Origin of the sequence: Photobacterium swingsii, from assembly GCF_024346715.1 — a bacterium.
Classification (GTDB): domain Bacteria; phylum Pseudomonadota; class Gammaproteobacteria; order Enterobacterales; family Vibrionaceae; genus Photobacterium; species Photobacterium swingsii.
Genome location: NZ_AP024852.1, coordinates 1285213 through 1309944 on the forward strand (window position 1 = coordinate 1285213; position 24732 = coordinate 1309944).

Below are 24732 nucleotides of genomic sequence, written 5' to 3' on the forward strand. Positions count from 1 at the left end.
ACATACTAAAAACCGGAGTGTTTATGACAAAGTCTGAATTAATTGAAAGGCTATGTAGTCAACAAACACATCTTTCTGCCAAACAGGTAGAAGATGCAATCAAGGATATCCTTGAGCACATGGCGAACACCCTTGAAGAGGGGGATCGCATTGAGATCCGCGGCTTTGGTAGCTTCTCGTTGCATTACCGTGCTCCCCGTGTAGGTCGCAACCCTAAAACTGGTGATAAAGTTGAGTTGGACGGCAAGTTCGTTCCTCACTTCAAACCAGGTAAAGAATTACGCGATCGTGTTAATTTGTCTCTGGCAGGTTAACCTCGGTTCTGACAAAAAACGGCATACATTGTATGCCGTTTTTTTATGCCTAAAATTTGAGTTATGTTGCCAGCGAAAAGAAGACACCTTAGAATATTGATTCTGAACCGTGATTCTGCAAAATGGTAATGAGTTAAGTTACTATTTATTAAGCAGAAAATGTTTATTCTTATGAATATATCAATATTGAGAGCTAAGTGTTCATAGAACGTGCTGAATTATGCCGTTACTTAATGATTTTGGTAACGAGTTGCTGCATAATCACAGAATGTTCTGTTTGATATAATCGAACTTTGATGGATTAAGTGAGAGGATTCACGATGAAAATAATTGGCATTCTGCTACTCATAGTCTGCTTTTTGATCACCCTAGCGCTTGGGGCACAAAACCAAGAGCTGGTGAATTTTAATTACCTTGTTGCCCAGGGTGAGTTCCAGTTATCAACATTATTAGGTATCGCATTCGGTGGTGGTTTTGCTATCGGTTGGTTGATTTGTGGCCTTCTATATTTAAAAGCACGTGTATCTAAAAATCTACTAACCAAAAAAGTTGCTAAGCAACAAAAAGAGTTGGAGCAGCTTCGTGCCGCGCCAGCGAAGGACTAATTAATGCTTGAGCTGTTGTTCCTGTTACTCCCTATTGCCGCCGCTTATGGTTGGTATATGGGTAACAGGAACGCACAAAACGAACGACAAGAACAGTCTCATCACATGTCACGTCAATACGTGACAGGTTTGAACCTATTGCTTTCTGATCAGTCAGATAAAGCAGTAGATGTGTTCATTGAGCTGCTTCAAGTTGACAGTGAAACAATCGATACCCACCTTGCACTTGGCAACCTTTTTCGAAGCCGAGGTGAGGTAGATCGTGCGATTCGTATTCACCAAAACTTGATTGCTCGCCCAAACCTAACAATCGATCAACGTAATCTCGCGTTACAACAGTTAGCAAAAGACTACATGGCTGCTGGTTTCCTCGATCGAGCAGAAAAAATATTTCAGCAATTGCTTGATGAACCCGATCATCGTAAAGCGGCACTCCAACAGCTCCTCTCTATTTATCAGCAGACCCGTGAATGGGAAAATGCGATAGAGATGGCGACACAACTTGTAAAGATGGGTAAGACAAAGTTAAAGCATGATATTGCACATTACTGGTGTGAATTATCGATGTTGGAACTTGGTGCCCAAAATTCAGATAAAGCTAAGCAACACCTAAAAAAAGCATTATCTACCGATAAGAATTGTGTTCGAGCGACGATAGCGTCAGCGCGTATTATGATCTCTGAAAAAGAATACAAATCTGCAGCGAAGCAATTAGAGCGAATTGCTGAACAAGATGTCGACTTTATTAGTGAAGGGTTACCTTTGTTGCTGCAATGCTATGAGGCAATGGGCAATGAAACGGCTTGGCTTAAATATCTGCAAAATTCGGTGGATCACAAAGCAGGTGCGACTGCAGAGTTGATGTTGGCTGATGAAATTTTCAAACATGAAGGCGCAGCACTTGCTCAGGCTTTCATGACTCGTCAATTAACTAAAAACCCAACCATGAAAGGCTTCTATCAATTGATGGACTATCACCTTGATGAGGCCGAAGAGGGGCGTGCTAAAGATAGCTTAACCTCGTTGCGTAAATTGGTGGGTGAACAACTTAAACTTAAACCGCACTATCGGTGCCGTAACTGTGGTTTTGCTACCCACTCTTTGTACTGGCAGTGCCCATCTTGTAAAAGTTGGGGAACAGTGAAGCCTATTCGCGGTTTGGATGGCGAGTAAGACTAAATAATCCTTTTTATTTGTTCAATCAAAATAGAAGCAATTAAGTGCATCTTAATGCTTTGTAGTGTATAAAAACACCGTATTTATTGTACGGTGTTTTTATGTTTGGTCGCATCTTAATTATATTTACTTTTATTTGTTTATTAATAGCTTGTGGTGGTGAATCATCAAGTTCATCCTCAACAGGAACAGGAACAGGAACAGGAACAGGAACAGGAACAGGAACAGGAACAGGAACAACAGGTGGTGGTTCTGGAGGCGGTACCCTGCCTGATAAACTCAATATTGCCGATTACGAAACGTTACCACAGTCTTTCAAGACAACCGTAAGACGTAATGATCAGGTCTTACAAGTTACGCTTAATAAATTCTCCTTACGTCGCAAAGATACGGTCTTCTATCAATATGCGGCAGACAACCCCGCTGAAATTACGCCTTTAAGCTATACTCCGGAAGTTCGCAGTTACCGAGGACAAGTTGATTCTGAGCCAGAATCAATGATTATCGGTTATGTGGATGGGGAGAATAATTTCTATGGTCGTGTTTTTTATGGAGGCCAGTTGGCTTGGGAAATCCCTTCAATACCCGTGCCGACGAAGGTACAAAAAGGGCTACTCCTTAATAATGCAATCAATCGCTCTCCCGTCGATTTACAGCCAATAAAAGAGAACCATCAGCTTGGCGCACCATCGCTCTCTTCGCCTATTCCTAGCAAGGAGAGCTTTTATCTTCAGCTAGCAGAGATTACTTTTTTTGCCTCATTTGATAGTTACGACAAAATATTTAAGAAAAAGCTAAATAGTGCGATTGGTGGTATGGATTATGCTGCTAATTTGTTGGATTACGTGTTTGCTCGCGACGCACTTATTCGATTTAGTTATGCCGGTGGCTTGATTGCGACCGCTAAGCCAAGTGGGTTGAGTGAAAATGAACAACAACAGCATTTGCGTACTAAGTTAGACAAAAAGTTTTCACTCTTTCATCGTTTCACCGGCCCTGCCAATAGTGGTGCGAATACGGGGTTAACGAGTTGGTGTGAATATAATAAATCCTTGTGGTGCACGCTTCATGAAGTAGGGCATGCATTTAATTTGGGTCACGATATTGGCCCTGAGTCTGTTGGTCTAATGGGGGCTATGGAACTGATCCCGACCAATAATATTTCGGTTGTTAAATCTTCTCCGGGGGCGATGAATGGCAAAATCGTTCCTGCAATGCAGTCGCGAATGAGCCCAAATGCCAACATTGATCACTTGGATGTTGAGCGTGATGGGCGAGGGCAAGTTAATGTCTTTGCAAATGACTTTGATGCTAACGGTAATTTATCTGGCGGCAAAGTGATGATTCGCGCGTTTGACCAGCGCTCGGCTCAAAACGCTCGTATTGCACATTTGGGGAATGGTGTTTTTGAATATGTCGCCCCGGTCGGTTTTGTGGGGGAAGATGAATTTAGTTACGTAATTGTTGATGATCAGGGTATGGCTGATCGCAGCGAAGTTCATGTGCGAGTGCTGTCGAAATCACGAATTGCTTATTATTCGCTAGATAACTACACAGTTCGGAAAAATTTAAAAACCGAAGATAACAAAGCCGCTGGTGATATTCATTTGTTGGTTAATCAAGCGGGAGGGGAACATTTTATCCGCAGAGTGACAAATTTGCCACGTTGGTCTTATGTCGGTTTAGCTCAGGAAATTTTGCGAGAAGGCGGTTACAACTTAGTCTTTGAAGAAAATGATGTAATGGCGAATAAAGACCATGTGCCTCATGATTTAGTACCAGGCCTGTCTAGCTATTCTGTATCGCTGACATTTACCCAAGATGGTGATTTTGTTTCTCATCGTGCTGATGGCAGCATGAGTCGCGGAAGCCAAGAAATTGCTATGGTTGGGCAAGGTAAACTAGATGAAGGGTTTGCATTGTCGTATTTCAATGGTAATACCCAGCGAGCTAATCATTCAGGTGAGCCGCTAAAGGGGCTCGGTTGGACTTTAGTGGGACGTCAATTCTTTACACAAAGTCACTTTCGTCAGCAGCCGCATATTGTTCATGCGTATGCCAAACCTGATGCTGTCGTGGTGAATGACAATAAACCGCACAAAATTGTTTGGGTGGTCAACCGCGAAAACAACACAGTTACAACTTGGGTAGACAATAAAATTGTGCCGATGAAGTTGGCCAAGAGTGATACCGATTTTTCTGACCATGTTACTTTACCTGATGGTTTTGCTGGTGTTTACCCTGGTGGTACGCATGGTTGGTATAGTTCGGGGCGTGATTGGTACTCCCAATACGTTGGACCATGGTTTATGCGTCAGCTTAATGCGGGAGATACAACAATTTGGGAAGACGTGACTGACTTTGTTAGTCATAAATCGCGGGTTGATGATATTCAACTATACAGTTATGCGTTGAACGAACAAGAAGTTCGTGATTTTTACGAGGGCAAACAAAAAGCGTATTCCAATGCTCCACTCAATGGTAAATCGACATCATGGCAAGACTTAACGTTACGCTGGAATAATAAAGGGGTCAAAGGTTATCGCTTAACTTGGGGATACCAAGCTGACTTAACTGTCTTTGAACAGCAACGTGATATGGGAATGGCAACAACAGTTCAGATCCTACCAGATCGTCAGCGGCCAGTACTGTATTGGCGCATAGATACACAATTTGCTGATGGCTGGGTAAACGGGAATATTTGGAGCGTTGTAAATCCAGAAAAACAAGGCAAGCGATTAACGTTATCTTTTACTCAAGATGAACTTGATAGTAGTGATAAGGTAGATAGTCGTGCGTGGCCGATGAATGTATCGAAGTTGATTGAAGGGGTACAAGTCACTGTTACTGGCCAGCATCATCGCAACGAACCGTCACAACTTATCTTACGAGGTCATGGAACGGCACTTTCTGTAACCAGCCATGGTGAACTATTTTCTCAAGCCGTAGTGCGTCTTGGGTCTGAAGATGCTTATAAGCAAGGGCATTTTAAGATCCAGTATCGTGATGGCGCGAATTGGGTTGATGGGCTGGTGCTTTATAAAAACGGGGTTGCAACCAGTTTTAACATCAATGGTGACTTTTCCAGAAAGCCTGGGGTTGCTAACGGTAATGGTCGAGGGAGTGGACGTGATCGTTATAAAGCCACAGACACCGAGTACTATCAGAGTTATTCCGTCGTATTTCCCTCAGGAACCAATGAGGTTCGTTTTGTAACTGAAGGTAAGCCGGGAACTGCTGTAGTGTTAGATTATTTGGAACTGTTTTCTCAGTAAGGTAAACGTTTAGTGGCGCTAGTTTAGTGCCACTTTTGTTGTAATTGTAATGAAATGCAGATAAGGGCTCGATAAATTACAATTTTCATGTAAAATCCTGACCCCAGTTCAGCATTGCTGAATTGGATTGAACATATAACTTAGCAGGAGATGCCATGTTAGACCCAAAAGTGATTGTCGCTCTCGACTACCCAAAACTAGATGATGCGTTAGCCTTTGTTGATCGTATCGAACCGGGAAGTTGTCGACTGAAAGTTGGCAAAGAGATGTTTACTTATTTTGGCCCTGACTTTGTGCGTAAACTGCATGATCGGGGCCATTCTGTATTTCTAGATCTGAAATTTCATGACATCCCGAACACTTGTTCTCGCGCTGTTGCAGCAGCTGCCGATATAGGTGTGTGGATGGTCAATGTTCACGCCAGTGGTGGCGAGCGCATGATGGCCGCATCGCGCGAAATTCTAGAGCCTTATGGAAAAGATCGCCCACTATTGATTGCTGTAACTGTACTAACAAGTATGGAAGCGTCTGATCTTGCTGGTATTGGTATCCAATGTGAGCCACAAGAGCATGTACTAAATCTTGCGAATTTGACGAAGAACAGCGGCTTAGACGGTGTTGTTTGTTCAGCGCAAGAAGCATCAATGCTAAAAGCTAATCTCGGTCAAGAATTTAAGCTAATTACTCCTGGTATTCGTCCAGTTGGCAGTGCTGCTGGTGATCAACGACGTGTAATGACGCCAGTGGAAGCCGTACAAGCAGGTTCTGACTACCTTGTGATTGGCCGTCCTATTACTAAAGCTGCCGATCCTGCTGCAGTACTTGCAGAAATTAATGCATCGCTAGCGTAACTCGCTTTCTCTGCTAAATTTACGCTGACGGCTCACAGTAATGTGGGCCGTTTTTGTATTTGATTAACAATAATTAGAATTTATATTTGTAGCTTATCTATGGTGTGTGTCAAAATATCGTCATTCTTTTTAGCGATATAAGTGACTGGTAAACATGATTAAAAGTAGTGATGTTCGAGGATTTACCTTGATTGAACTAGTCATTGTTATCGTTATTCTCGGCATTGTAGCCGTTACTGCCGCACCTCGTTTCCTTGATTTACAACACGATGCTCGTAAAGCGACATTGGCAGGAATGAAAGCCGCAATGGCATCCGCCTCTGAGCAAGTTTATGCTAAATCGATAATCACTGGCCTTGATAGATCACCATCGGGTGCAGTCGCGATGAACGGCCGCTCGATAGAAGTCATTTATGGTTATCCAAAGAACCAATATAAAGATGTTTGGAGTGAATTATTGGTGGGGGAATTCGGGGAAGTGCCGTATCAAGACGCTAGCAAATATGAGTGGATGTGGCATAACCCAAGCCCAACCAAAGATGGTTTGTATATCATGCCGAGAAATTTTACGAATAAAAAACAGAACTGCTATGTGATGTATCGTCCGCCAACATCGAATACCACCACTAACTACACGTTAGAAATGGTGGATACGGGCTGCTAATTAACAGCCCATAGCTTAATCTCATTTAGCAGCAAATCTTAGGTGTTGCGCCACTAATACGGCTACTGCGATCGTGTGAAGGCGCAGCAAAGTGACTGTCTAATAGCTTCTGTGTTAAAGGATGCTGAGGATTACTGAACACATCGGCTGTTTTACCTGATTCTACAACTTCCCCTTCATGCATAACCATGACCTTATCGGTAAAGTGTTTAATCACGCCCATATGCTGTGATACATAAATATATGACAGTCCCATCTCTTCTTGTAGCTCAAACAGCAGGTTAATGATCTGCGATCGCATCGACATATCTAAACCATTTAATGCTTCATCAGCCACAATAATACAAGGCTGTAAGATTAAAGCACGGGCTAAAGAGACACGTTGCTTTTGTCCTGTTGCCAGCATTTGAGGGTAAAAATAAGCATGTTCTGGTAATAAGCCAACACGTTTTAAGGTGTCCATAATACGACGTTCACGAGCTTGTGGCGTCATATTGGTATTTCGCTTTAATGGACCTTCAAGGATCTTTCCGATCTGAATGCGCGGGTTAAGCGAGGTGTTCGGATCTTGGAAAATCATTCGGATCAATTTACAGCGGGTCTGAAAATCGTTCGGCGAAAGCGTATCGCCGTTTACTCGAATAATCCCTTCGGTGGGTTCGACAACACCCGCTAGCATTTTTGCGAGTGTTGATTTGCCTGAACCATTCTCGCCCATGAATGCCATGGTTTCACCCGCTTCTAACGAAAATGAAACAGGTTTAACGGCTTCAATAGTGCGTCGACGAAACAAGCCTGAACGGTAGTGATAATCTTTTTTTAAGTTTTCAACTTCGAGTAAAGCACTCATTTGTTACCGTCCTCCATGTTTAGCGGAAAGTGGCAGCTAAACTTATGGTTTTTAATTTTTCTACGCTTAGGTACTTCGACGCATTTACGTTGTGCATGTGGGCAACGAGGGCCCAATCGACAACCTATCGGTAAGTGTTGTAGCGGTGGAATCGAGCCCGCTAGGGTTTCAAGCTTACTTTTGTGCGGAATATCCTGACTGAAATCAGGCATAGCACGCAAAAGTGCTTCTGTATACGGGTGATGTGGTGATTCAATTAATTGCTTTCGGCTACCTGATTCGACAGATTGCCCACAATACATCACGGTAATTCGATCTGCCCACTGAGTTACCAGTGTTAAATCATGGCTTACGAGTAGGATTGTTGTGTTGCCGAGTTGATTCATCCGACTCAATAAGCGAAATATTTGCGCCTGAGTAATAGGGTCAAGATCATTGGTTGGTTCATCTGCAATCAACAAACGGGGACGGTTCGCTATCGCCATCGCAATCATGACTTTCTGACATTCACCATCCGTTAATTCATACGGATAGCTGTGCATGACACGCTTATGTTCTTTAATACCGACTTTGTGCAGTAGGGCAATGGCTTGTTTTTGACGCCAACCAAAACGTTGCCACCATTTACCATTAAATGATGATGACGGGATCGCTTCTTCTAGCTGTTCACCAACAGGTTCTGAAGGGTCTAAGCACGATGACGGTTCTTGGAAGATCATTGCGATCTCACGGCCAACAATCTTTCTGCGTTCACGTGGCGTAAGTGCCAGTAGGTCGATATTACCAAGGCGTAAACGGTCAGCACTGATGCGCCAGTTATCTTTACTGACACCAGCAATCGCTTTCGCTACTAGGCTTTTACCTGAGCCCGACTCGCCAACAAGGCCTCGAATTTCACCTTCATTTAGCGTTAAGCTCATACGATCAACCGCTTTCACCATACCTTGAGGGGTATCGATTTCGATCGTTAGATTACGTATATCCAGTAATGGCATTAGTCTATCCCCGCATTTAAGGCTTGGCGGAGTCCTTCACCAACTAAGTTTACAATTAAGACACTGAACATAATAGCCAGACCCGGTAAGGTTACTGTCCAAGGTGCAAGGTAAATTAACTCAACGGAATCACCGAGCATGGCTCCCCATTCTGATGATGGTGCTTGGGCGCCTAACCCCAGAAAACCCAAGGCTGCGATATCTAAAATGGCGATAGAGATAGCACGTGTTATTTCCGTGGTAATCGTGGTTAGAATGTTCGGTAAAATTGAGTGGTACAGCAGATAGAAATTATTTGCACCATCAAGGCGAGCGGCAATGATGTAATCTTTTTCTACTTCGTTGTGTACCGCTGTGTAAATGGCGCGGATAAAGCGTGGGATCAGCGCAAGCCAAATGGCGAGTAAAATATTGGTTTCTCCCGGCCCCATGTAGGCAACCACAATAATGGCCAGCAATAGGGAAGGAATGGAAAGGACGGTATCTAGAATATGGTTAAGGAAGCTAGATTTTAAGCCTCGGGTCATTCCAGCTAGCACACCAATAATGATACCTATCACACTAGAGGCAAATGCGACCAATAATGCATAACCAAACGTAAGCTGTGAGCCAATAAGCAAACGACTTAGAATATCGCGGCCGAGATCATCGGTACCAAAGAAAAACTCAACATGGCCAGACTGATCCCACGATGGTGGCATCAATAACTCGCCTACCTGAACGTGAGGAAGGTAGGGGGCAAGCCAGCGTGAGCTTATTGTTAGTAATAAGGTTAAGACTAAACACCATAAGCCAAACATCGCTAAAGAGTTGCTACGAAAATCTTGGCGAGAACGCTCCCATTGGGTTGGGATTTTCTGTTCCTGATAAATATTATTTGATGGCATACCATTCCTTCCGTGCTAGGGGGTTTATTGCCGCGCCCGCTAAGTCAGAGAAGATGTTGGCAATAAGAATGAAACTTGCCACTGTAATTACACCAGCTTGAATAGCTACATAGTTTTGATCTGAGATTGCATCTAATAACCAACGGCCAATTCCCGGCCAGTTGAAAATTGATTCAGTCAGCATGGCGAAAGTCATCATGGTTGAAAACTGCATACCGAGTTTAGGAATGATAGGTGGAATCGCATTTTTCCTCACATGACGAATGATGATTTCAAATGTGGATAAACCTTTGGTGTGCGCTACTTTGATATAGTTTTGGGTCATCACTTCAGCGACCGATGCACGCGTTAGGCGGATTACCTCCGTTGTTGGTGCCATAGCAAGCACCAATGTTGGTAATACGAGGTGACGAATGACGTCGACTAACGCTTCTGCACGATAAGGCTTTTCTGACAATAAGACATCCACAATCGCAAAGCCTGTGACATGCTGGATTTCATATAACAAACTGTGACGCCCAGCAACGGGCAGCCAGCCTAAGTTAAGTGAAAATAATAAAATTAGCAGCATTGCCAGCCAAAAAAGAGGGATGGAGTAGCCCACTAACGCCAGTGATGAAATGATGGTATCGACAGGGCGACCTTGGCGTACCCCCGCCAGTGTGCCAAGCGGTATGCCCACAACCAGTGATAGGCCAAACGCAAAGAAGCATAACTCTAAGGTAGCAGGAAAAACAGTGAGTACTTCCTGCAAAATAGGGGTGCCATTTTGATTTAACCCTAAGTTGCCTGAGAGTAAATTTTCAATATAGATGAGCCAACCACTCCAAAAGGGTTGGTTACTCCATAGCGATGTTTGATCGAGGCGCAAAATGCTGAAGCCGATCATGGTTAATATCGCGAGCGTAATAATAAAAAGATTAAGCCGACGGATTGTATAAATAAACATGGTAATTACTCGCTTCGGTACACGCTAGAAAAAGAGCGTGTGCCGAATGGACTCATCTGAAGGCCACCAAGAGAACGATGGTGAACTTGAAAGTGTACACCGTGCGCCAATGGCACTATGGGTACTTCTTGGTCAATAATATCTTGGGCGTGGTGGTAGTAGCTAACGCGTTGTTCAAGTTGATTTGTACGAGAGGCTAGCTCTAGTAAGTTATCAAACGACAGGTTACACCAATTTGCTACATTCAGCCCAGCTTGCTTAGCGTCACAAGATAGTAATGGTCGCAAGAAGTTATCTGGATCACCGTTATCCGCAATCCAACCAGTTAAAACCATGTCGAATTGATTGCTGATGGCACTAATACGATCTTGTTTTTCTATCGTGACATTGAGAGTGATCCCAATTGCAGCTAGATCGGCTTGAATCAGCTCGGCTGTTTTCTTCGGGCTTGGATTATAAGGGCGAGGATCTAGAGGCACTAATAAATCCAATGTCACGCCTGGCTCAATACCCACTTCTTTTAAGAGTGTACGTGCTAATTCTGGATTGTAGCCTTGGGCTTGGCTGGTATGGTTGTATGCCCAAGACATAGGCGGTAATAGGCTTTTTGCTTCAGTTCCTGTGCCGTAATAAACAGAGTTAAGTAGGTTATCTCTGTTTATTGCCGCATTGATTGCTTGACGAACTTTAGGATTAGCCAAGGATTTTTTATCATTATTAAAGGCCAGAAAAGCTACGTTCATACCGGTTTGGGCAAGTAACTCAAACTCGGGATCATCAGAAATGACAGGTAGCTGGCTGGCAACCGGGGATGATAAGACATCACACTCCTGACTCAGTAATTTGGCAAGATCGCCTGTGCCGTGTGAAGCGATATCAAAAATGACTTGCTCCATAGGTGCGGCGCCACGCCAGTATCCCCAATGACGTTTTAATCGAATGACATTATTTGGCACATAAGAGTCTAAATAAAACGGACCTGTTCCTATAGGTTTCATATCTAGTTGATCAAGCTGGCCAGCTTTAAGCAGTTGCTGCCCATACTCTTGCGAGTAAATAACTGCATAGGTTGTTGCTAAATTAGATAAGAAGGCATTATCTGGACGATTCAACGTGAAGGTTACCGTGTTGGTATCCGTCATTGTGATGTCTTTAATTAGGTGACTAAAGCCAATACTTTCAAACCAAGGGTAACGTCCCCCTGATGCTTGATAGAAAGGGTGGTTCGGCTCAATGACGCGTTTAAAACTGAAAACAACATCTTGTGCGTTGAATGGTCGCGTTGGCTTGAACCAAGGCGTGGTCTGAAACTCAATACCACTGCGTAGGTGGAAGGTATAGACTAAGCCGTCGCCACTGATATCCCAGCTACGCGCGAGCCCTGGCAAGGGTTGGTGGCTGACAGGATCGAGTTGCAGTAAGCGGTCAAACAGTTGAGCGGCTAAGGTGTCGGCTGTGAGCCCACTGTCGGTCAGCTGAGGGTTAAACGTTGTTGGCGTACTTTGCCCACAGTAGATGAAACCTCTGCTGCGCGTATTACTTTCTTGGGTAGGTTCTTGGCAGCCAACTAAGCTAACCAGCCCCCAACAAGCGAGCAGGCAACGACTAAAGACGTTCATAAGGAAAGGGTATTTGTGAAAATAAGCATCCAAATTTATCACTTTCTCTCCTTTGCACCAAGTCAGCAGTGGTAATAACCACTGAAATTATCGTGTTTTAGCTATTTTGCCGCTAAACCACAGGCATAATATCGATAATTTTTATGCTCACGATTCTCCACATTTATTTTGTTGCTTACTTATTACTCGGTTCACTCCCTACAAGTTGATATTTCCTGAGTAGCCCCCTTAATTGATGGTAGCTCAAACCTAATTGATCAGCGGCTCGTCGTTGATTGAATTGAGATTGTTTTAGTGCGTGTTGGATAACAGCCACTTCTTGCTGTTGTTGCCATTGTCTAAAATCGATAGGTAACGAGGGGAGCGAGCTATCACTTATGACAGTAGGTGGGTTATTGGTATCGATAGCAGCGGCCGTGTGTGAAGGTGCTAAGTCTGCTTTGGGGGCGTTATTCGTTTGCCAAGGTGGCGTGAATGGATCGGTAATAATTTCATCAACAGGAATATCTTCTTGGCTATGGCGAAATACTGAACGCTCAACAACATTTTTCAGTTCCCGAATATTACCGGGCCAAGTGTATTCGAGCAGCGCACGGCGAGCTGAATAGGTAAATCCAGAAAAATAACCGTACCCCATTTCGCGACACATTCGTACAGCATAGTATTCAGCCAAAGGTAAGATATCTTCTTGCCGCTCGCGCAGAGGCGGTAAGTGAATAATATCAAAGGCTAACCGATCCAATAGGTCAGACCGAAATTTACCTTCATGCGCCAGTTGAGGCAAATCAGCGTTGGTTGCACAGATCAAGCGGACATTCGCTTGGCAAGTTTTGCTGCCCCCCACGCGTTCGTATTCACCATATTCGATGACGCGTAATAATTTTTCTTGTACGCCAAGTGGTGCTGTTGCTAGCTCATCAAGGAATAGTGTTCCGTCTTCTGCGCGTTCAAAGCGGCCTTGATGGCGACCTTTTGCTCCTGTAAACGCGCCAGCTTCATGGCCAAACAGTTCTGAATCAATCACGCCTTCACTTAACGCCGCGCAATTTAGCGTGACTAGAGGCTGATCCCAACGTTTTGATAAATAATGGATTCGCTGAGCAATCAGCTCTTTCCCTGTTCCCCGCTCCCCAAGGATTAACAGTGGTCTATTCAAAGAGGCAAGCCGTGACGCGGTGTCGAGCACGCTGAGAAATGCTTCAGACTCACCAATTAAATTATCCTGTTTTTGCATGGTTAATCTCGCTAATTGTTGGCGTAATTACCCACAACATAGCAGTCCCCTCAATGAAAGGCAAAGTTAAGTTGCTGATTATTAATAAATTAAAAGTTGGCACGCTGCTTGATATATCTATAGTCATGACAAGTGAGTCAACTGATTAACTTAACCAGATTTACACTCAGCTTGTTGAATATCTTTTGGACAACACAGTTTTTGATGGATGCACCAAGCCGATAAGGTTATTCGCATTCATCCATTCAACGAGGAGAGAAATTATGGGTATTTTTTCACGCTTTGCAGATATCGTGAACGCGAACGTTAACTCACTGCTAGATAAAGCCGAAGATCCACAAAAAATGATCCGCCTGATTATTCAGGAAATGGAAGACACATTAGTCGAAGTACGTACTTCTTCTGCGCGTGCCTTAGCGGATAAAAAAGAATTACATCGCCGTATCGAATCACTACAAGCACAAGCAGATGACTGGCAGCAAAAAGCGAGTTTAGCGCTACAAAAGGGTCGCGATGATTTGGCGCGTGCTGCTTTAATCGAAAAGCAAAAACTGAGTGATGTAGTACTAACACTGAACGAAGAGTATAAATTGGTTGAAGATACAATCAATAAACTGTCAGGTGAAGTCGCAGAGCTAGAGCGCAAACTGCAAGAAACACGTGCTCGTCAACAAGCACTTGTAATGCGTCATAAAACCGCAGGTAATCGCCGTGATGTTCGTCGTCAGCTTGATACAGGTAAAGTTGATGAAGCTATGTCTAAGTTTGAGCAATATGAACGTCGCATCGACGAAATGGAAGCGGAAGCTGATAGCTATAACCTAGGTCGAGGTAAAAACTTAGAGCAAGAGTTTGCAGATCTACAAGCGCAAGACGAAATTGAAAAAGAGTTAGAGCGCCTCAAAGCAAATATTAAGGATAAAGAGTAAGATAGCCTTTATATTGATTGGGATATGTTTTGCTGCGCGAATAGGAGATAACGAATGTCGATGGGATTTATTGCTGCTCCATTAATTGTGTTCATGGTGGTGGTAGCCCCACTGTGGTTAATTTTGCACTATCGGAGTAAACGTCATGCATCACAAGGATTATCCAGTGAGGATCAAGAAAAACTACAGTCGCTCGTTGTTCGTGCAGAACAGATGCAAACGCGTATTGTAACGCTGGAAAAAATCCTTGATGCAGAGGCACCACAGTGGAGGCATAAGCAATGAGCAAAATGCTTTATCGTGACCCCAAAAATGGCAAGCTAGGTGGTGTGTGTGCAGGTGTTGCGGAGTACTTTGGCCTGGAGGTATGGTTAGTACGTATTCTTACTGTGTCTGCATTTTTACTGGGGTTAGGTTTTGTTGTCTTGGTTGCTTACATTGCTGCATGCTTGATTCTTGATAAGATGCCAGAAGATCGAAGCCAACAGCAGTATGTTTATAAAGAACATAATGTGAAGCAGAAATCATGGCAGGCGGGGTTACCGCCAGAGCAAGTCCTTCGCAATGTTGAACTTGAACTGGATGACATTGAAAAGAATGTACGTGATATTGAAGCGTATGTGACGTCTTCCACCTTCAATGTTCAGCGTGAATTTAAGAACTTGTAATTTGACCACCATTAATTGAAGCAGGCTTAGGCCTGCTTTTTGTTTTTTTATCGTTTATTTAGGGGTTGATCTTTACTTTGGCGCTTTACACTTTATTCGTTCAACCTTAATGCAAGCGGATAAATCCATTCATCCAAGGTTAACCTTCACTACGATAAAGTTGATGTCATCAGCAGGCTAACGCATTTATTGTCGCATTTTTGCCTTTGCTCTTTCGCAGGAATTGCTATGAACCGAATTGGTAATGAATTTAATAAACTGGTGAACCGCAGCCTAGATCGTCATGTGCGTTTGGCTGTGACAGGGTTATCCCGAGCGGGAAAAACCGCTTTTATCACTTCGCTGATTAATCAGCTGATGCATGTCAGCACAAATCCACGTTTGCCACTTTTTACGGCGGTTCGTGACGGACATTTGCTTGGGGCGAAGCGTGTCCCACAGCTTGATTTACATGTACCAAAGTTTGCGTACGATGAAGGGATGAATGCCTTATTATCGACACCGCCAGCTTGGCCCGATCCAACACGCGATGTCAGTCAAACTCGCTTAGCATTGCGATATAAGCCCCAAAGAGGGCCGATGAAATTGCTGCAAGACACGGCGACACTCTACCTTGATATTGTTGATTACCCTGGTGAGTGGTTATTGGACTTACCTCTGCTCGACATGAACTTTATCGAGTGGTCGGCACAGCAAGCCAAATTGATGAAAGGGCAGCGAGAGGCGCTGGCTCAAGACTGGCTGACATTAGGGGCTGAGTTAGATCCTTTTGCCCCTGCGGATGAAGCGCAAATAGAAGCCATATCTAAAGCCTTCACAGATTACCTCTACGCGTGCAAATCGGAAGGTGGCTTGCACTGGGTTCAGCCTGGTCGCTTTGTCTTACCCGGCGAATTAGCGGGTGCACCTGTTTTACAGTTTTTCCCTTTTGCATGGTTACAGCATTACAGCGAAGCGGAACTAGCACAGGCAGATGAACACAGTAACTTTGCTATGTTAGCGCAGCGTTATAAGTATTATCAGCAGCATGTAGTGAAAGCGTTTTATCGTGATCATTTTTCAAAGTTTGATCGCCAGATTATTTTGGTTGATTGCCTTCAGCCGCTAAACGCAGGGCCCGAGTCGTTTAATGATATGCGTCAAGCGCTCGATCAACTGATGCAAAGCTTTAAATATGGTCGTAGTTCGTTAATGCGAAGATTGTTCTCACCGCGAATAGATAAAGTACTGTTTGCGGCAACAAAAGCAGACCATGTGACGCCAGAGCAACACCCGAATTTAGTGAGTTTACTGCAACAGCTGGTTAACGAAGCGTGGCAAACCGCCTCGTTTGAAGGCATAAAAATGGACTGTGTTAGCTTGTCTTCTATTCAAGCGACAGAGCCTGGGTTTGTGTCTTACCACGGTCAGCAAATGCCTGCATTAAGAGGGCATACTCTTGATGAACAGCCCCAAACTATTTATCCCGGGGAAGTGCCTCGTCGGCTGCCGAATGAGAACTACTGGGAACAAAATGGGTTTGATTTTGTGAATTTCAGGCCATTAGCACAACAAAATGATGAACCATTGCCGCATATCCGTATGGATAAGGCGTTGGAGTATTTATTGGGGGACAAATTACAATGAGCCAACAACCTCAAGAATTAAAAAGAAAAGTCGTATTTGATGAACCTCAAGAGACAGAGCCAGATCTTGAATTAAATAGCCAACTTAAATTTGCTGGCGACAATACGTTCCTACCTGAAACGACACCTGAGGCTGATCCTGATGTCAGCCTTGAAAAAGATTTAGAAAGAACGCTGGCCAAGTCAAAGAAAAGTAGTGGTTGGTTTAAAGGTTTGCTGGTGGCGGGTGCGGCGATGGTGGGCTGGCAAACTGTCGATTATGTTGCAACTGCTTATCAGAGTGGAGATTGGCTTGCACTTGGTTGGAGTGGCATTACGGCTGCAATCGCAACGACGGGGATTGCTGCGCTAGGACGAGAACTCTTTAAGCTGCGTCGTTTGAAGCAGCGTCAGACTGAGCGCGATCAGGCACAAGCGCTGTTGGATGCCGATGGCATGGGACAGGGTAAAACGTTTTGTACCAAGCTAGCCAAGCAAAGTGGCATTCACAATGAACACGTAGGCTATGATCGCTGGCAGCAGTCGTTAGCAGCTACTCACAATGACCGTGAAGTGATCCTTCTTTATGATCAAATGGTGATGTCGCAACAAGATAAATTAGCGCGACGTTTGGTCAGTAAGTATTCGAGCGAAGCTGCGTTAATGGTGGCATTAAGCCCATTAGCCATTGCTGATATGTTACTGGTTGCTTGGCGAAACTTTAGATTGATTGAGCAAATATCGGCAGTTTATGGTGTCGAATTGGGTTACTGGTCACGCATTCGCTTGGTTAAATTGGTTTTAGCTAACATGGCACTGGCAGGAGCCAGTGAGGTGGTGGCTGATACTGGCATGAATATGCTGTCGATGGATATTGCTGGTCGTGTTTCCACCCGAGTGGCGCAAGGTGTAGGCGTTGGATTATTGACTGCAAGACTCGGCTTAAAAGCCATGGCGTTAATGCGTCCCTTACCATGGCAAGAGGGATCCCAGCCTAAACTGGGTGAAATACGCCGCGACTTATTAGCGCAATTAACTAAGAAACAAGATGATGCGTAATTTATAATCTACGCGCATCTTTCAATATTTACTTTAAAGGCAACCTTGTGTTGCCTTTTTCTCGCCTGTTATTTTATTTTCCCGGACGATGTTTCTGGATCTGGCTGCGATTGGTTTCACCTATGTTTCTTTATAAAAGATGCCGCCTTGGTAAGGTTTGTGTCAGAAGTCGGATTTTGACTCGCTTAGCTGATCTTGAGCACATTTAACTCGATAATTGTTACAGGTTATCAGGCTCTACTTGACTCAAATTACACATCGACGCACACTTCAAGTGTCAGGAATAGTTGACACTTTTGGAGTGGAAAATATGAGGCTACAAGTCTTTTGTGAAGATCGTTTAGGGATTACCCGTGAATTGCTGGATATTCTCACCAATCAGCAGATTGATCTTCGCGGGATTGAAATTGATCGCATTGGCATTATTTACTTAAACTGCCCTGAGATTGAATTTGAACCATTCAGTCAGTTAATGTCGCAAATACGCCAACTTGATGGCGTAACTGACGTGCGAAAAATTCAGTTTATGCCTAGTGAACGTGAGCATAAAGAGTTAAGTGCCTTATTAGAAACACTGCCTGATCCTGTTTTCTCGATTAACCTTCATGGCAAAATAGATCTTGCCAATGAAGCGGCGGAACGTTTGATCGCCAAGCAACGCGAAGAGATTTTGGGTGAACCGATACAAACTATTCTTGGGTTTAATTTTCAGCAGTGGCTAGAAAATCAAGCGGGTGAGCATCGCAGTGAAATGGTGGTGATTTCTGGCTTAGATTACATGATGGAAATTATGCCAGTATTTGTGACTGATGATAATGAAGAGTCAGTCATGGCAAGTGCTGTTGTACTGCTCAAGTCTTTATCCGAAGCTAAAATGCCAATCGCCATGCGTAAAATTAGTGGTGATAATGGGTTTGAGCACCTTGTTGGTCAGTCATCTCGTTTTAAGCATCTGCTATCTCAAGCTAAAAAGCTTGCCTTGCTTGATGCTCCGTTATTGATCCAAGGTGAAACAGGAACAGGTAAAGAAATGTTGGCGCGGGCGTGTCATCAACGTTCTGTTCGCCGTGACCAACCTTTTATGGTGGTGAACTGTGTGTCAATGCCTGATAACGCTGCCGAGACTGAGCTTTTTGGTTTTGCGGGCAGTGCGACCGAGCCAAGTAAAAAAGGGATATTTGAACAAGCAGATGGCGGTACGGTTTTCTTGTATGAAATCGGTGAGATGTCGGCGCACCTTCAAATTAAACTATTGCGCTTTTTACAAGATGGCACTTTTCGACGTGTGGGCGAAGAGCACGAAATTAAAGTTGATTTACGTGTTATTTGCTCAACACAAAAGAAATTACCAGATTTGATCACCGCAGGGCAATTCCGTGAAGATTTATATTATCGACTTAATGTGCTGGCATTAGTGGTGCCGCCATTACGCGAACGTACTGCAGATATCGTACCGCTCGCGGATCTGTTTTTATCTCAATTTGCCCAAGAGTTGCAGCAACCTAAGCCAAATATTTCCGATAAGTTGGCTCAGTATCTTAGCCAATATGCTTGGCCGGGTAATATTCGTCAGCTAAGGAATGTTTTGTTCCGTGCGATGACTCAAGTGGATAGTGATGAATTGGAAATTGAAGACATTCAATTACCTGAAAATGAAACCACCAGTATCATTAGTGACGAAATTCTTGATGGTTCATTAGACGACATCATGAAGCGCTATGAATCGGGTATTTTGACAAATCTGTACAAGAGCTACCCATCAACGCGTAAGTTGGCAAAAAGACTTGGAGTGTCTCATACCGCTGTGGCGAATAAGCTACGCGAATACCATATTAATAAGTAGATGCTAGTAGGTAGCCGCCATAGGCGACTACTGACAACAAAACTACTTTTTATGGGTAGAAATCAACGCGAGTTGTCCGGTTTCAAGGGCATGTAGCTGTTGGATGACATCATCACCAAAGTGATAGCGTGAAGAGACGTTACTCGCAATGCGGTGGCAAGGAATAACGATAGGGATTGGGTTTACATTTCTTGCCATTCCCACTGCACTGGCGGCATGCGGCAAGCCTAATTGTTGTGCAATTTGTAGGTTAGTTTGGTGTTGATTAAACGGGATATGGCGAAGAGCTTGCCATACTTTAATTTGAAAGCTTGTGCCCTGTGGAGCGATAGGAAAGGTGAATTTTTTCCTTTTTCCTTGGAAATACTCTTTTAATTCATGAGTATAGAGCTGCATTTTGGTTGGTTCATGCTCCCATTCCTTATCAGGGCAGAAGCCTGGGCTGCAAATAGTGAGTTGGCGTAGACCTTGTGAGTCTGCAAGTAAAAAAATTCTACCAATATCAGTATCAAGATAGTCGAAATACATAGTTACGGCTTAAGGGACTAATTTGTTTAATTCTATTATAAACCGTTCATCAAATTTAGCAGTCGATGATCTGAAAATTCGCCTGATTGCTAACAAAGATGCTGAGCAGATTACAGCCTATTACCAAAAAAATCGCGCTTACCTTCAACCTTGGGAGCCTTTGCGCGAGGAGCACTTTTATACATTAGCGGGTTGGGAAAAACGTTTAATTCAATTGACTGAGTTACAAAAGCATCATCTTGCGTATTATTTCGTTATTTTCAAAGCGGGAAGTGATGAAATTTGTGGTGTGGTGAATTTCAGTAATCTAGTGAAACACCCGTTTCATGCGTGTCATGTTGGTTACTCGCTAGGTGAGCATTATCAAGGTCAGGGCATTATGCGTCGTGCTGTGGCTGCGACAGTTCAATGGTTATTTGAAGAGCATAATTTTCATCGTGTGATAGCGGGTTATATGCCTCGTAATGCAAAAAGCGAAAAAGTATTGGAATCATTAGGCTTTGAAAAAGAAGGGTATGCTAAAGATTACCTGCTAATAAACGGTAAGTGGGAAGATCATGTGCTGACTTCGAAAATAAATCCGAATTGGCAGACGCCATAAAGTACTTGCAGAAGTCGAGGCACCTGATTCATCAATTAACCTTGATATAAAAAGGGCTTGCACAGTGCAAGCCCTTTGTTTTTTGTGCTGTATTTCTAGCTATTACTCAACAGTTAGAATACGCATGTTGTTGGTTGAACCAACGGTATCCATCACATCACCTTGAGTGATAATCACAAGATCACCTGTTGCTAGGTAGTTTTGTTCTTTCAGCACAGCAACGGCATGTTTCGCTGCTTCAAGGCCCGCATCGCTTTCACGATCAAAGAAGATCGGTGTGACACCACGGAATAGTGCAGCACGGTTAAGCGTACTTTCATTGCGTGACATGGCGAAAATAGGTAAACCCGATGAAATACGAGACATCATCAGTGGTGTACGGCCAGACTCTGTCATCGTTACCATCGCTTTAACGCCTTCCATGTGGTTAGCTGCGTACATGGTAGACATTGCAATTGTTTCTTCTGGTGATTCAAACGTACGCGCTAGACGGTGGTTTGAAACATTGATACTAGGTTCTTTTTCAGCACCCAGACAGACACTTGCCATTGCTGTTACGGTTTCAACAGGGAAATCGCCAGCGGCTGTTTCAGCAGATAGCATTACGGCATCTGTACCATCAAGAACCGCATTTGCCACGTCCATAACTTCTGCACGTGTTGGCATTGGGCTAGTGATCATCGATTCCATCATTTGCGTAGCAGTGATCACAGTACGGTTCAGGCTGCGTGCACGACGAATAAGTTTCTTCTGAACGCCTACAAGCTCAGGGTCACCAATTTCAACACCTAGGTCACCACGTGCAACCATTACTGCATCAGAGGCTAAAATGATGTCATCCATTGCTTCTGTTGTCGCAACAGATTCAGCACGCTCTACTTTCGCGACGAGCTTAGCTTCAAGGCCTGCGTCAACAGCTAAACGGCGTGCATATTTCATATCTTCACCGTTACGCGGGAACGAAACAGCAAGGTAATCCACTTTCATTGCAGCTGCGGTTAAGATGTCTGCTTTATCTTTGTCCGTTAGCGCTTCTGCAGATAGACCGCCACCTTGTTTGTTGATGCCTTTGTTATTTGATAAAGGACCACCAACTGTTACTTCGGTGTGAACCTTATTACCTTCAACAGAAACAACACGTAGCTGTACACGACCATCATCAAGTAATAGAACGTCACCAGCCGTTACATCTTTTGGCAGCTCTTTGTAGTCAAGACCAACAGCGTCTTGGTTACCTTCGCCTTTTGCCAAGTCACTATCAAGTGTGAATTTATCACCAATAGCGAGTTGAATTTTGTTGTCTTTAAACGTTGAAACACGAATTTTAGGGCCTTGTAAGTCGCCTAAAATTGCAACGTGTTTACCTAGCTTAGCCGCAATTTCACGTACAGTTTTAGTACGTTGGATATGATCTTCAGGGCTACCGTGGGAGAAGTTCATACGAACAACATTAGCGCCAGCTGCGATAATCTTTTCAAGGTTGTTATCGCGATCCGTTGCTGGACCCAGAGTAGTTACGATTTTAGTGCGTCTTAGCCTATCAGACATTGGGAACTCCATTTATGATTCATAAAGAAAAATGGACTGGTTAGGAACGGGCCAGTTAAAACCATTAATCTGTTTGAAATATTACTACAAGACAAGCGAAATGTTCGTTGTTATTCATCAATAAACTGTAAGAAATATACATGCAACAGATGAAATAAAAATGAACTTCAGCGGTAGTTTATTCAATGAAGTAAGTGTAGCGGTTAGAAAAGGGCTGCAGAGAACAAGTTAGCCATTTAAAAAAGAAAAGGCATGAATATAAATGCATGCCTTTAGAGTATGGTTGGACTGATTTGTGGTTGGCTTAGATAAGATCTTGTTTAGAGAAACGAGAGTCTTTCAACGAATCTTTCACTCGTTTAAGGTTTTCACGAAAACCAGCGCCACGACGTAATGTAAAGCCTGTTGCGAGTACATCAATAACCGTCATTTGTACAACACGGCTAGCCATAGGCATATAAATGTCTGTGTCTTCAGGTACATCCAAACAGATAGATAGCGAACACTCATGATCCAACGGTGAGTCTTTGGCTGTGATACCAATAACCGTTGCGCTATTTTCGCGTGCCATACGTGCTATTTCGACCAGGCTCTTAGTACGCCCGGTGTGTGAAATAACAACGACAACATCGCCGTCACTACAGTTAATAACGCTCATACGTTGCATCACAATATCGTCAAAACAAACGACTGGGATGTTAAAGCGGAAAAACTTGTTTTGTGCATCATGCGCAACAGATGCTGATGCGCCAAGGCCAAAGAAAGATATTTTCTTAGCCTGTGTTAGCAAATCAACAGCACGATTAACTTGAAGTGGCTCCAGGCTGTTTTTCGCAACATCTAGGCAAGCCATTGTTGATTCGAAAATTTTTGATGTGTACGCATCTGGGCCATCTGTTTCTTCAACGTTGCGGTTCACATAAGGTGTACCATTTGCAAGGCTTTGTGCTAAATGTAATTTAAAATCGGGAAAGCCTTTTGTGTCTAAGCGGCGACAAAAACGGTTTACCGTTGGCTCACTCACATCAGCCATTTTGGCTAATGTAGCAATGCTTGAGTGAATAGCAGTTTGCGGGGAAGCAATGATAACTTCTGCAACTTTACGTTCAGACTTACTGAAGTTATCTAAATTTTTCTGAATTTTTTCTAGGGTATTCATCGAGATTACCGCGCTTCGTTACTGAGTTTCAAAAGACTACATAGTTAGCCAATATGGTGAAACTATACTACCTCTGTGATTGTTACTCCTAGTGAATCGATCAATATCGGCATTCCTTTTTATTATAATTTGACAGGGATCGAGTTTTCTCTTTCAGAATTGAAAATAAAATGCGTTAAATCATCAATAATACGCGCGATTTGGCACTTATTCTGTTATTTAATTTCATATTGTGGGAATTAATTTACAGCTTGAAATTAATAGTGCAGTTAATAATGCTTATTAGAGAATGAAAGGAAATATCATGAAAGTCAGTATTTGTGGATGTGGGTGGTTAGGGTTACCACTTGCCCATTATTTAAAAAATCAGGGAATGCAGGTACAGGGATCTAAGCGTACTCTCGCGGACGCACAAGCTCTTAGTCATAACGGTATTCTCGGCTTTCCATTAGCATTGCCGTTGAACAAGGAAGCAGTAGAAGAACTGAATGACTTTTTTGATTGTGATGTGATGGTAGTGAATATCCCACCAGGTCGAAAAACGTTGCTATCGGCACAGTACGCGCAATCTATTTTAATCTTGTGCGAAGAAGCCAAAAGAAAAGGGTGTCGAAGATTGATTTTTATCAGTACAACGTCCGTTTATGGTGACTGTACTGGTACCGTTTCTGAGAAGACGACTCCTATGCCGACGACAGAGTCAGGCAAGGCACATTATGAGATTGAACAAGGTTTGATGGCCTCTTGGGGTGAACAGGTCACTGTACTTAGACTTGCAGGTTTGATTGGTCCGAATAGGCACCCTGTTAAATTTTTATCAGGGCGTAGTAACATTCAGCAAGGTGGGGCACCTGTTAACTTGATTCATCAGCAAGACTGTATTCGGGCGATAACGGCGATTATTCGTTCTCAGCCTGTGCAAAGTGTTTTCCATCTTGCTGCGAGCCAGCATCCTTCTCGAGCCGATTACTATACTGCGATGGCGAAATTAGCAGGGTTAGCGGTGCCAGAATTTACTGATAATTGTGGTGAGAATGAGAAACAAGTTGACGCTTTGTTTACCTGCGAACAGCTTGGTTTAGTGTTAGACAAAGATGATTTGATGCAGGTAAAACCTGAGCTAGATGACCTTAAGTATTAATTTTTAGATAAAAAAACGCTGAGCAAAGGGCTCAGCGTGAATATCCAAAAAATTCGGAGTTTAAGCAGCAGTGGCAGTTCAAGATTAAATGCATAAGGACTCAGTAGCACTTACCCATAACTAAAAACACATTAATAATTCAGTGATGGGTAAAGAATTAATCTCAATCTATATAATATGACTTCACGAAATCAGCTTGGTTCAAAATAATTTCAGAAAAAATGATATTTTAA

At 43.4% G+C, this 24732-nt stretch carries 23 protein-coding genes; 14 read left to right on the plus strand and 9 right to left on the minus strand.

Features of this window, described 5'->3' with window-relative positions:
* The first annotated feature begins 23 nt into the window (after positions 1-23).
* The 6 genes from ihfB (at position 24) to OCU77_RS25205 (ending at position 6885) form a co-directional block, all read left to right on the plus strand.
* The gene (ihfB, locus tag OCU77_RS06200) at positions 24-314 is read left to right on the plus strand and encodes an integration host factor subunit beta (RefSeq protein WP_048897052.1); all 291 of its coding nucleotides are present in this window, start codon (positions 24-26) and stop codon (positions 312-314) included.
* 320 nt (positions 315-634) lie between these two features.
* On the plus strand, positions 635-919 hold the full coding sequence (locus OCU77_RS06205) for a LapA family protein (RefSeq protein WP_048897053.1): 285 nt from the start codon (positions 635-637) through the stop codon (positions 917-919).
* A 3-nt stretch (positions 920-922) separates the two neighbouring features.
* Positions 923-2092, plus strand: coding sequence for a lipopolysaccharide assembly protein LapB (gene lapB / locus OCU77_RS06210; RefSeq protein ID WP_048897054.1), 1170 nt, complete (start codon positions 923-925; stop codon positions 2090-2092).
* A gap of 104 nt (positions 2093-2196) precedes the next feature.
* Positions 2197-5370 (plus strand): Ig-like domain-containing protein, encoded by a 3174-nt coding sequence (locus OCU77_RS06215; protein ID WP_162845604.1) that lies wholly within the window; start codon positions 2197-2199, stop codon positions 5368-5370.
* A 155-nt stretch (positions 5371-5525) separates the two neighbouring features.
* Positions 5526-6221, plus strand: a complete 696-nt coding sequence (gene pyrF, locus OCU77_RS06220; RefSeq protein ID WP_048897058.1) for an orotidine-5'-phosphate decarboxylase — start codon at positions 5526-5528, stop codon at positions 6219-6221.
* Between the two features lie 187 nt (positions 6222-6408).
* On the plus strand, positions 6409-6885 hold the full coding sequence (locus tag OCU77_RS25205) for a type II secretion system protein (protein ID WP_169773245.1): 477 nt from the start codon (positions 6409-6411) through the stop codon (positions 6883-6885).
* Between the two features lie 25 nt (positions 6886-6910).
* On the opposite strand, the gene OCU77_RS06230 is transcribed toward OCU77_RS25205, so the two are convergent.
* The 6 genes from OCU77_RS06230 to pspF all read right to left on the minus strand — a co-directional run bounded on the left by OCU77_RS06230 (position 6911) and on the right by pspF (position 13419).
* Positions 6911-7735 (minus strand): peptide ABC transporter ATP-binding protein, encoded by an 825-nt coding sequence (locus tag OCU77_RS06230; RefSeq protein WP_048897060.1) that lies wholly within the window; start codon positions 7733-7735, stop codon positions 6911-6913.
* Entirely contained in the window at positions 7732-8730 is a 999-nt protein-coding gene (locus tag OCU77_RS06235) for a peptide ABC transporter ATP-binding protein (protein ID WP_048897061.1), read from the minus strand. The genes OCU77_RS06230 and OCU77_RS06235 overlap by 4 nt, the downstream gene beginning before the upstream one ends.
* Positions 8730-9617, minus strand: coding sequence for a putrescine export ABC transporter permease SapC (gene sapC / locus OCU77_RS06240; protein WP_048897062.1), 888 nt, complete (start codon positions 9615-9617; stop codon positions 8730-8732). The genes OCU77_RS06235 and sapC overlap by 1 nt, the downstream gene beginning before the upstream one ends.
* The gene (locus OCU77_RS06245) at positions 9604-10566 is read right to left on the minus strand and encodes an ABC transporter permease (RefSeq protein WP_107302379.1); all 963 of its coding nucleotides are present in this window, start codon (positions 10564-10566) and stop codon (positions 9604-9606) included. The genes sapC and OCU77_RS06245 overlap by 14 nt, the downstream gene beginning before the upstream one ends.
* A gap of 5 nt (positions 10567-10571) precedes the next feature.
* Complete coding sequence (gene sapA / locus OCU77_RS06250; RefSeq protein ID WP_048897287.1) at positions 10572-12185, minus strand: ABC transporter substrate-binding protein SapA; 1614 nt, start codon at positions 12183-12185, stop codon at positions 10572-10574.
* A gap of 175 nt (positions 12186-12360) precedes the next feature.
* Entirely contained in the window at positions 12361-13419 is a 1059-nt protein-coding gene (pspF, locus tag OCU77_RS06255; protein WP_107302380.1) for a phage shock protein operon transcriptional activator, read from the minus strand.
* A gap of 263 nt (positions 13420-13682) precedes the next feature.
* On the opposite strand from pspF, the gene pspA reads away from it, so the two are divergent.
* From pspA to tyrR, 6 genes are all read left to right on the plus strand, one after another.
* Positions 13683-14348, plus strand: a complete 666-nt coding sequence (pspA, locus tag OCU77_RS06260; RefSeq protein WP_048897063.1) for a phage shock protein PspA — start codon at positions 13683-13685, stop codon at positions 14346-14348.
* A gap of 54 nt (positions 14349-14402) precedes the next feature.
* On the plus strand, positions 14403-14633 hold the full coding sequence (gene pspB / locus OCU77_RS06265; RefSeq protein ID WP_048897064.1) for an envelope stress response membrane protein PspB: 231 nt from the start codon (positions 14403-14405) through the stop codon (positions 14631-14633).
* Positions 14630-15016, plus strand: a complete 387-nt coding sequence (pspC, locus tag OCU77_RS06270; protein ID WP_048897065.1) for an envelope stress response membrane protein PspC — start codon at positions 14630-14632, stop codon at positions 15014-15016. The genes pspB and pspC overlap by 4 nt, the downstream gene beginning before the upstream one ends.
* Positions 15017-15244: 228 nt before the next feature.
* Complete coding sequence (locus OCU77_RS06275) at positions 15245-16642, plus strand: YcjX family GTP-binding protein (RefSeq protein WP_048897066.1); 1398 nt, start codon at positions 15245-15247, stop codon at positions 16640-16642.
* Positions 16639-17679: a YcjF family protein gene (locus OCU77_RS06280; protein ID WP_107302381.1), complete on the plus strand. Its 1041-nt coding sequence runs from the start codon at positions 16639-16641 to the stop codon at positions 17677-17679. Before OCU77_RS06275 ends, OCU77_RS06280 begins: the two co-directional genes overlap by 4 nt.
* 310 nt (positions 17680-17989) lie before the next feature.
* Positions 17990-19522, plus strand: a complete 1533-nt coding sequence (tyrR, locus tag OCU77_RS06285) for a transcriptional regulator TyrR (RefSeq protein ID WP_048897067.1) — start codon at positions 17990-17992, stop codon at positions 19520-19522.
* Between the two features lie 42 nt (positions 19523-19564).
* Here the strand turns inward: tyrR and OCU77_RS06290 are convergent, their stop codons facing one another.
* Complete coding sequence (locus OCU77_RS06290; protein ID WP_107302382.1) at positions 19565-20050, minus strand: methylated-DNA--[protein]-cysteine S-methyltransferase; 486 nt, start codon at positions 20048-20050, stop codon at positions 19565-19567.
* A gap of 22 nt (positions 20051-20072) precedes the next feature.
* On the opposite strand from OCU77_RS06290, the gene rimJ reads away from it, so the two are divergent.
* On the plus strand, positions 20073-20651 hold the full coding sequence (rimJ, locus tag OCU77_RS06295; RefSeq protein ID WP_048897068.1) for a ribosomal protein S5-alanine N-acetyltransferase: 579 nt from the start codon (positions 20073-20075) through the stop codon (positions 20649-20651).
* 102 nt (positions 20652-20753) lie between these two features.
* On the opposite strand, the gene pyk is transcribed toward rimJ, so the two are convergent.
* Positions 20754-22199: a pyruvate kinase gene (gene pyk, locus OCU77_RS06300; RefSeq protein WP_048897069.1), complete on the minus strand. Its 1446-nt coding sequence runs from the start codon at positions 22197-22199 to the stop codon at positions 20754-20756.
* A 304-nt stretch (positions 22200-22503) separates the two neighbouring features.
* Complete coding sequence (locus tag OCU77_RS06305) at positions 22504-23358, minus strand: MurR/RpiR family transcriptional regulator (RefSeq protein ID WP_048897070.1); 855 nt, start codon at positions 23356-23358, stop codon at positions 22504-22506.
* Between the two features lie 304 nt (positions 23359-23662).
* Here OCU77_RS06305 and OCU77_RS06310 point away from each other — a divergent pair, with 304 nt between their 5' ends.
* Positions 23663-24499 (plus strand): SDR family oxidoreductase, encoded by an 837-nt coding sequence (locus tag OCU77_RS06310; RefSeq protein WP_048897071.1) that lies wholly within the window; start codon positions 23663-23665, stop codon positions 24497-24499.
* Positions 24500-24732: the final 233 nt, after the last annotated feature.

Excerpts from the sequence above, each read along its gene's own strand:
- tyrR (WP_048897067.1), top strand. The coding sequence starts at position 17,990 with ATGAGGCTACAAGTCTTTTGTGAAGATCGTTTAGGGATTACCCGTGAA.
- pyrF (WP_048897058.1), top strand. The coding sequence starts at position 5,526 with ATGTTAGACCCAAAAGTGATTGTCGCTCTCGACTACCCAAAACTAGAT.
- OCU77_RS06245 (WP_107302379.1), bottom strand. The coding sequence starts at position 10,566 with ATGTTTATTTATACAATCCGTCGGCTTAATCTTTTTATTATTACGCTC.
- sapA (WP_048897287.1), bottom strand. The coding sequence starts at position 12,185 with ATGAACGTCTTTAGTCGTTGCCTGCTCGCTTGTTGGGGGCTGGTTAGC.
- ihfB (WP_048897052.1), top strand. The coding sequence starts at position 24 with ATGACAAAGTCTGAATTAATTGAAAGGCTATGTAGTCAACAAACACAT.
- OCU77_RS06305 (WP_048897070.1), bottom strand. The coding sequence starts at position 23,358 with ATGAATACCCTAGAAAAAATTCAGAAAAATTTAGATAACTTCAGTAAG.
- lapB (WP_048897054.1), top strand. The coding sequence starts at position 923 with ATGCTTGAGCTGTTGTTCCTGTTACTCCCTATTGCCGCCGCTTATGGT.
- OCU77_RS06280 (WP_107302381.1), top strand. The coding sequence starts at position 16,639 with ATGAGCCAACAACCTCAAGAATTAAAAAGAAAAGTCGTATTTGATGAA.
- pspC (WP_048897065.1), top strand. The coding sequence starts at position 14,630 with ATGAGCAAAATGCTTTATCGTGACCCCAAAAATGGCAAGCTAGGTGGT.
- OCU77_RS06230 (WP_048897060.1), bottom strand. The coding sequence starts at position 7,735 with ATGAGTGCTTTACTCGAAGTTGAAAACTTAAAAAAAGATTATCACTAC.
- pyk (WP_048897069.1), bottom strand. The coding sequence starts at position 22,199 with ATGTCTGATAGGCTAAGACGCACTAAAATCGTAACTACTCTGGGTCCA.
- OCU77_RS06310 (WP_048897071.1), top strand. The coding sequence starts at position 23,663 with ATGAAAGTCAGTATTTGTGGATGTGGGTGGTTAGGGTTACCACTTGCC.
- OCU77_RS06205 (WP_048897053.1), top strand. The coding sequence starts at position 635 with ATGAAAATAATTGGCATTCTGCTACTCATAGTCTGCTTTTTGATCACC.
- OCU77_RS06215 (WP_162845604.1), top strand. The coding sequence starts at position 2,197 with ATGTTTGGTCGCATCTTAATTATATTTACTTTTATTTGTTTATTAATA.
- OCU77_RS06290 (WP_107302382.1), bottom strand. The coding sequence starts at position 20,050 with ATGTATTTCGACTATCTTGATACTGATATTGGTAGAATTTTTTTACTT.
- pspB (WP_048897064.1), top strand. The coding sequence starts at position 14,403 with ATGTCGATGGGATTTATTGCTGCTCCATTAATTGTGTTCATGGTGGTG.
- OCU77_RS06275 (WP_048897066.1), top strand. The coding sequence starts at position 15,245 with ATGAACCGAATTGGTAATGAATTTAATAAACTGGTGAACCGCAGCCTA.
- pspF (WP_107302380.1), bottom strand. The coding sequence starts at position 13,419 with ATGCAAAAACAGGATAATTTAATTGGTGAGTCTGAAGCATTTCTCAGC.
- sapC (WP_048897062.1), bottom strand. The coding sequence starts at position 9,617 with ATGCCATCAAATAATATTTATCAGGAACAGAAAATCCCAACCCAATGG.
- pspA (WP_048897063.1), top strand. The coding sequence starts at position 13,683 with ATGGGTATTTTTTCACGCTTTGCAGATATCGTGAACGCGAACGTTAAC.
- OCU77_RS06235 (WP_048897061.1), bottom strand. The coding sequence starts at position 8,730 with ATGCCATTACTGGATATACGTAATCTAACGATCGAAATCGATACCCCT.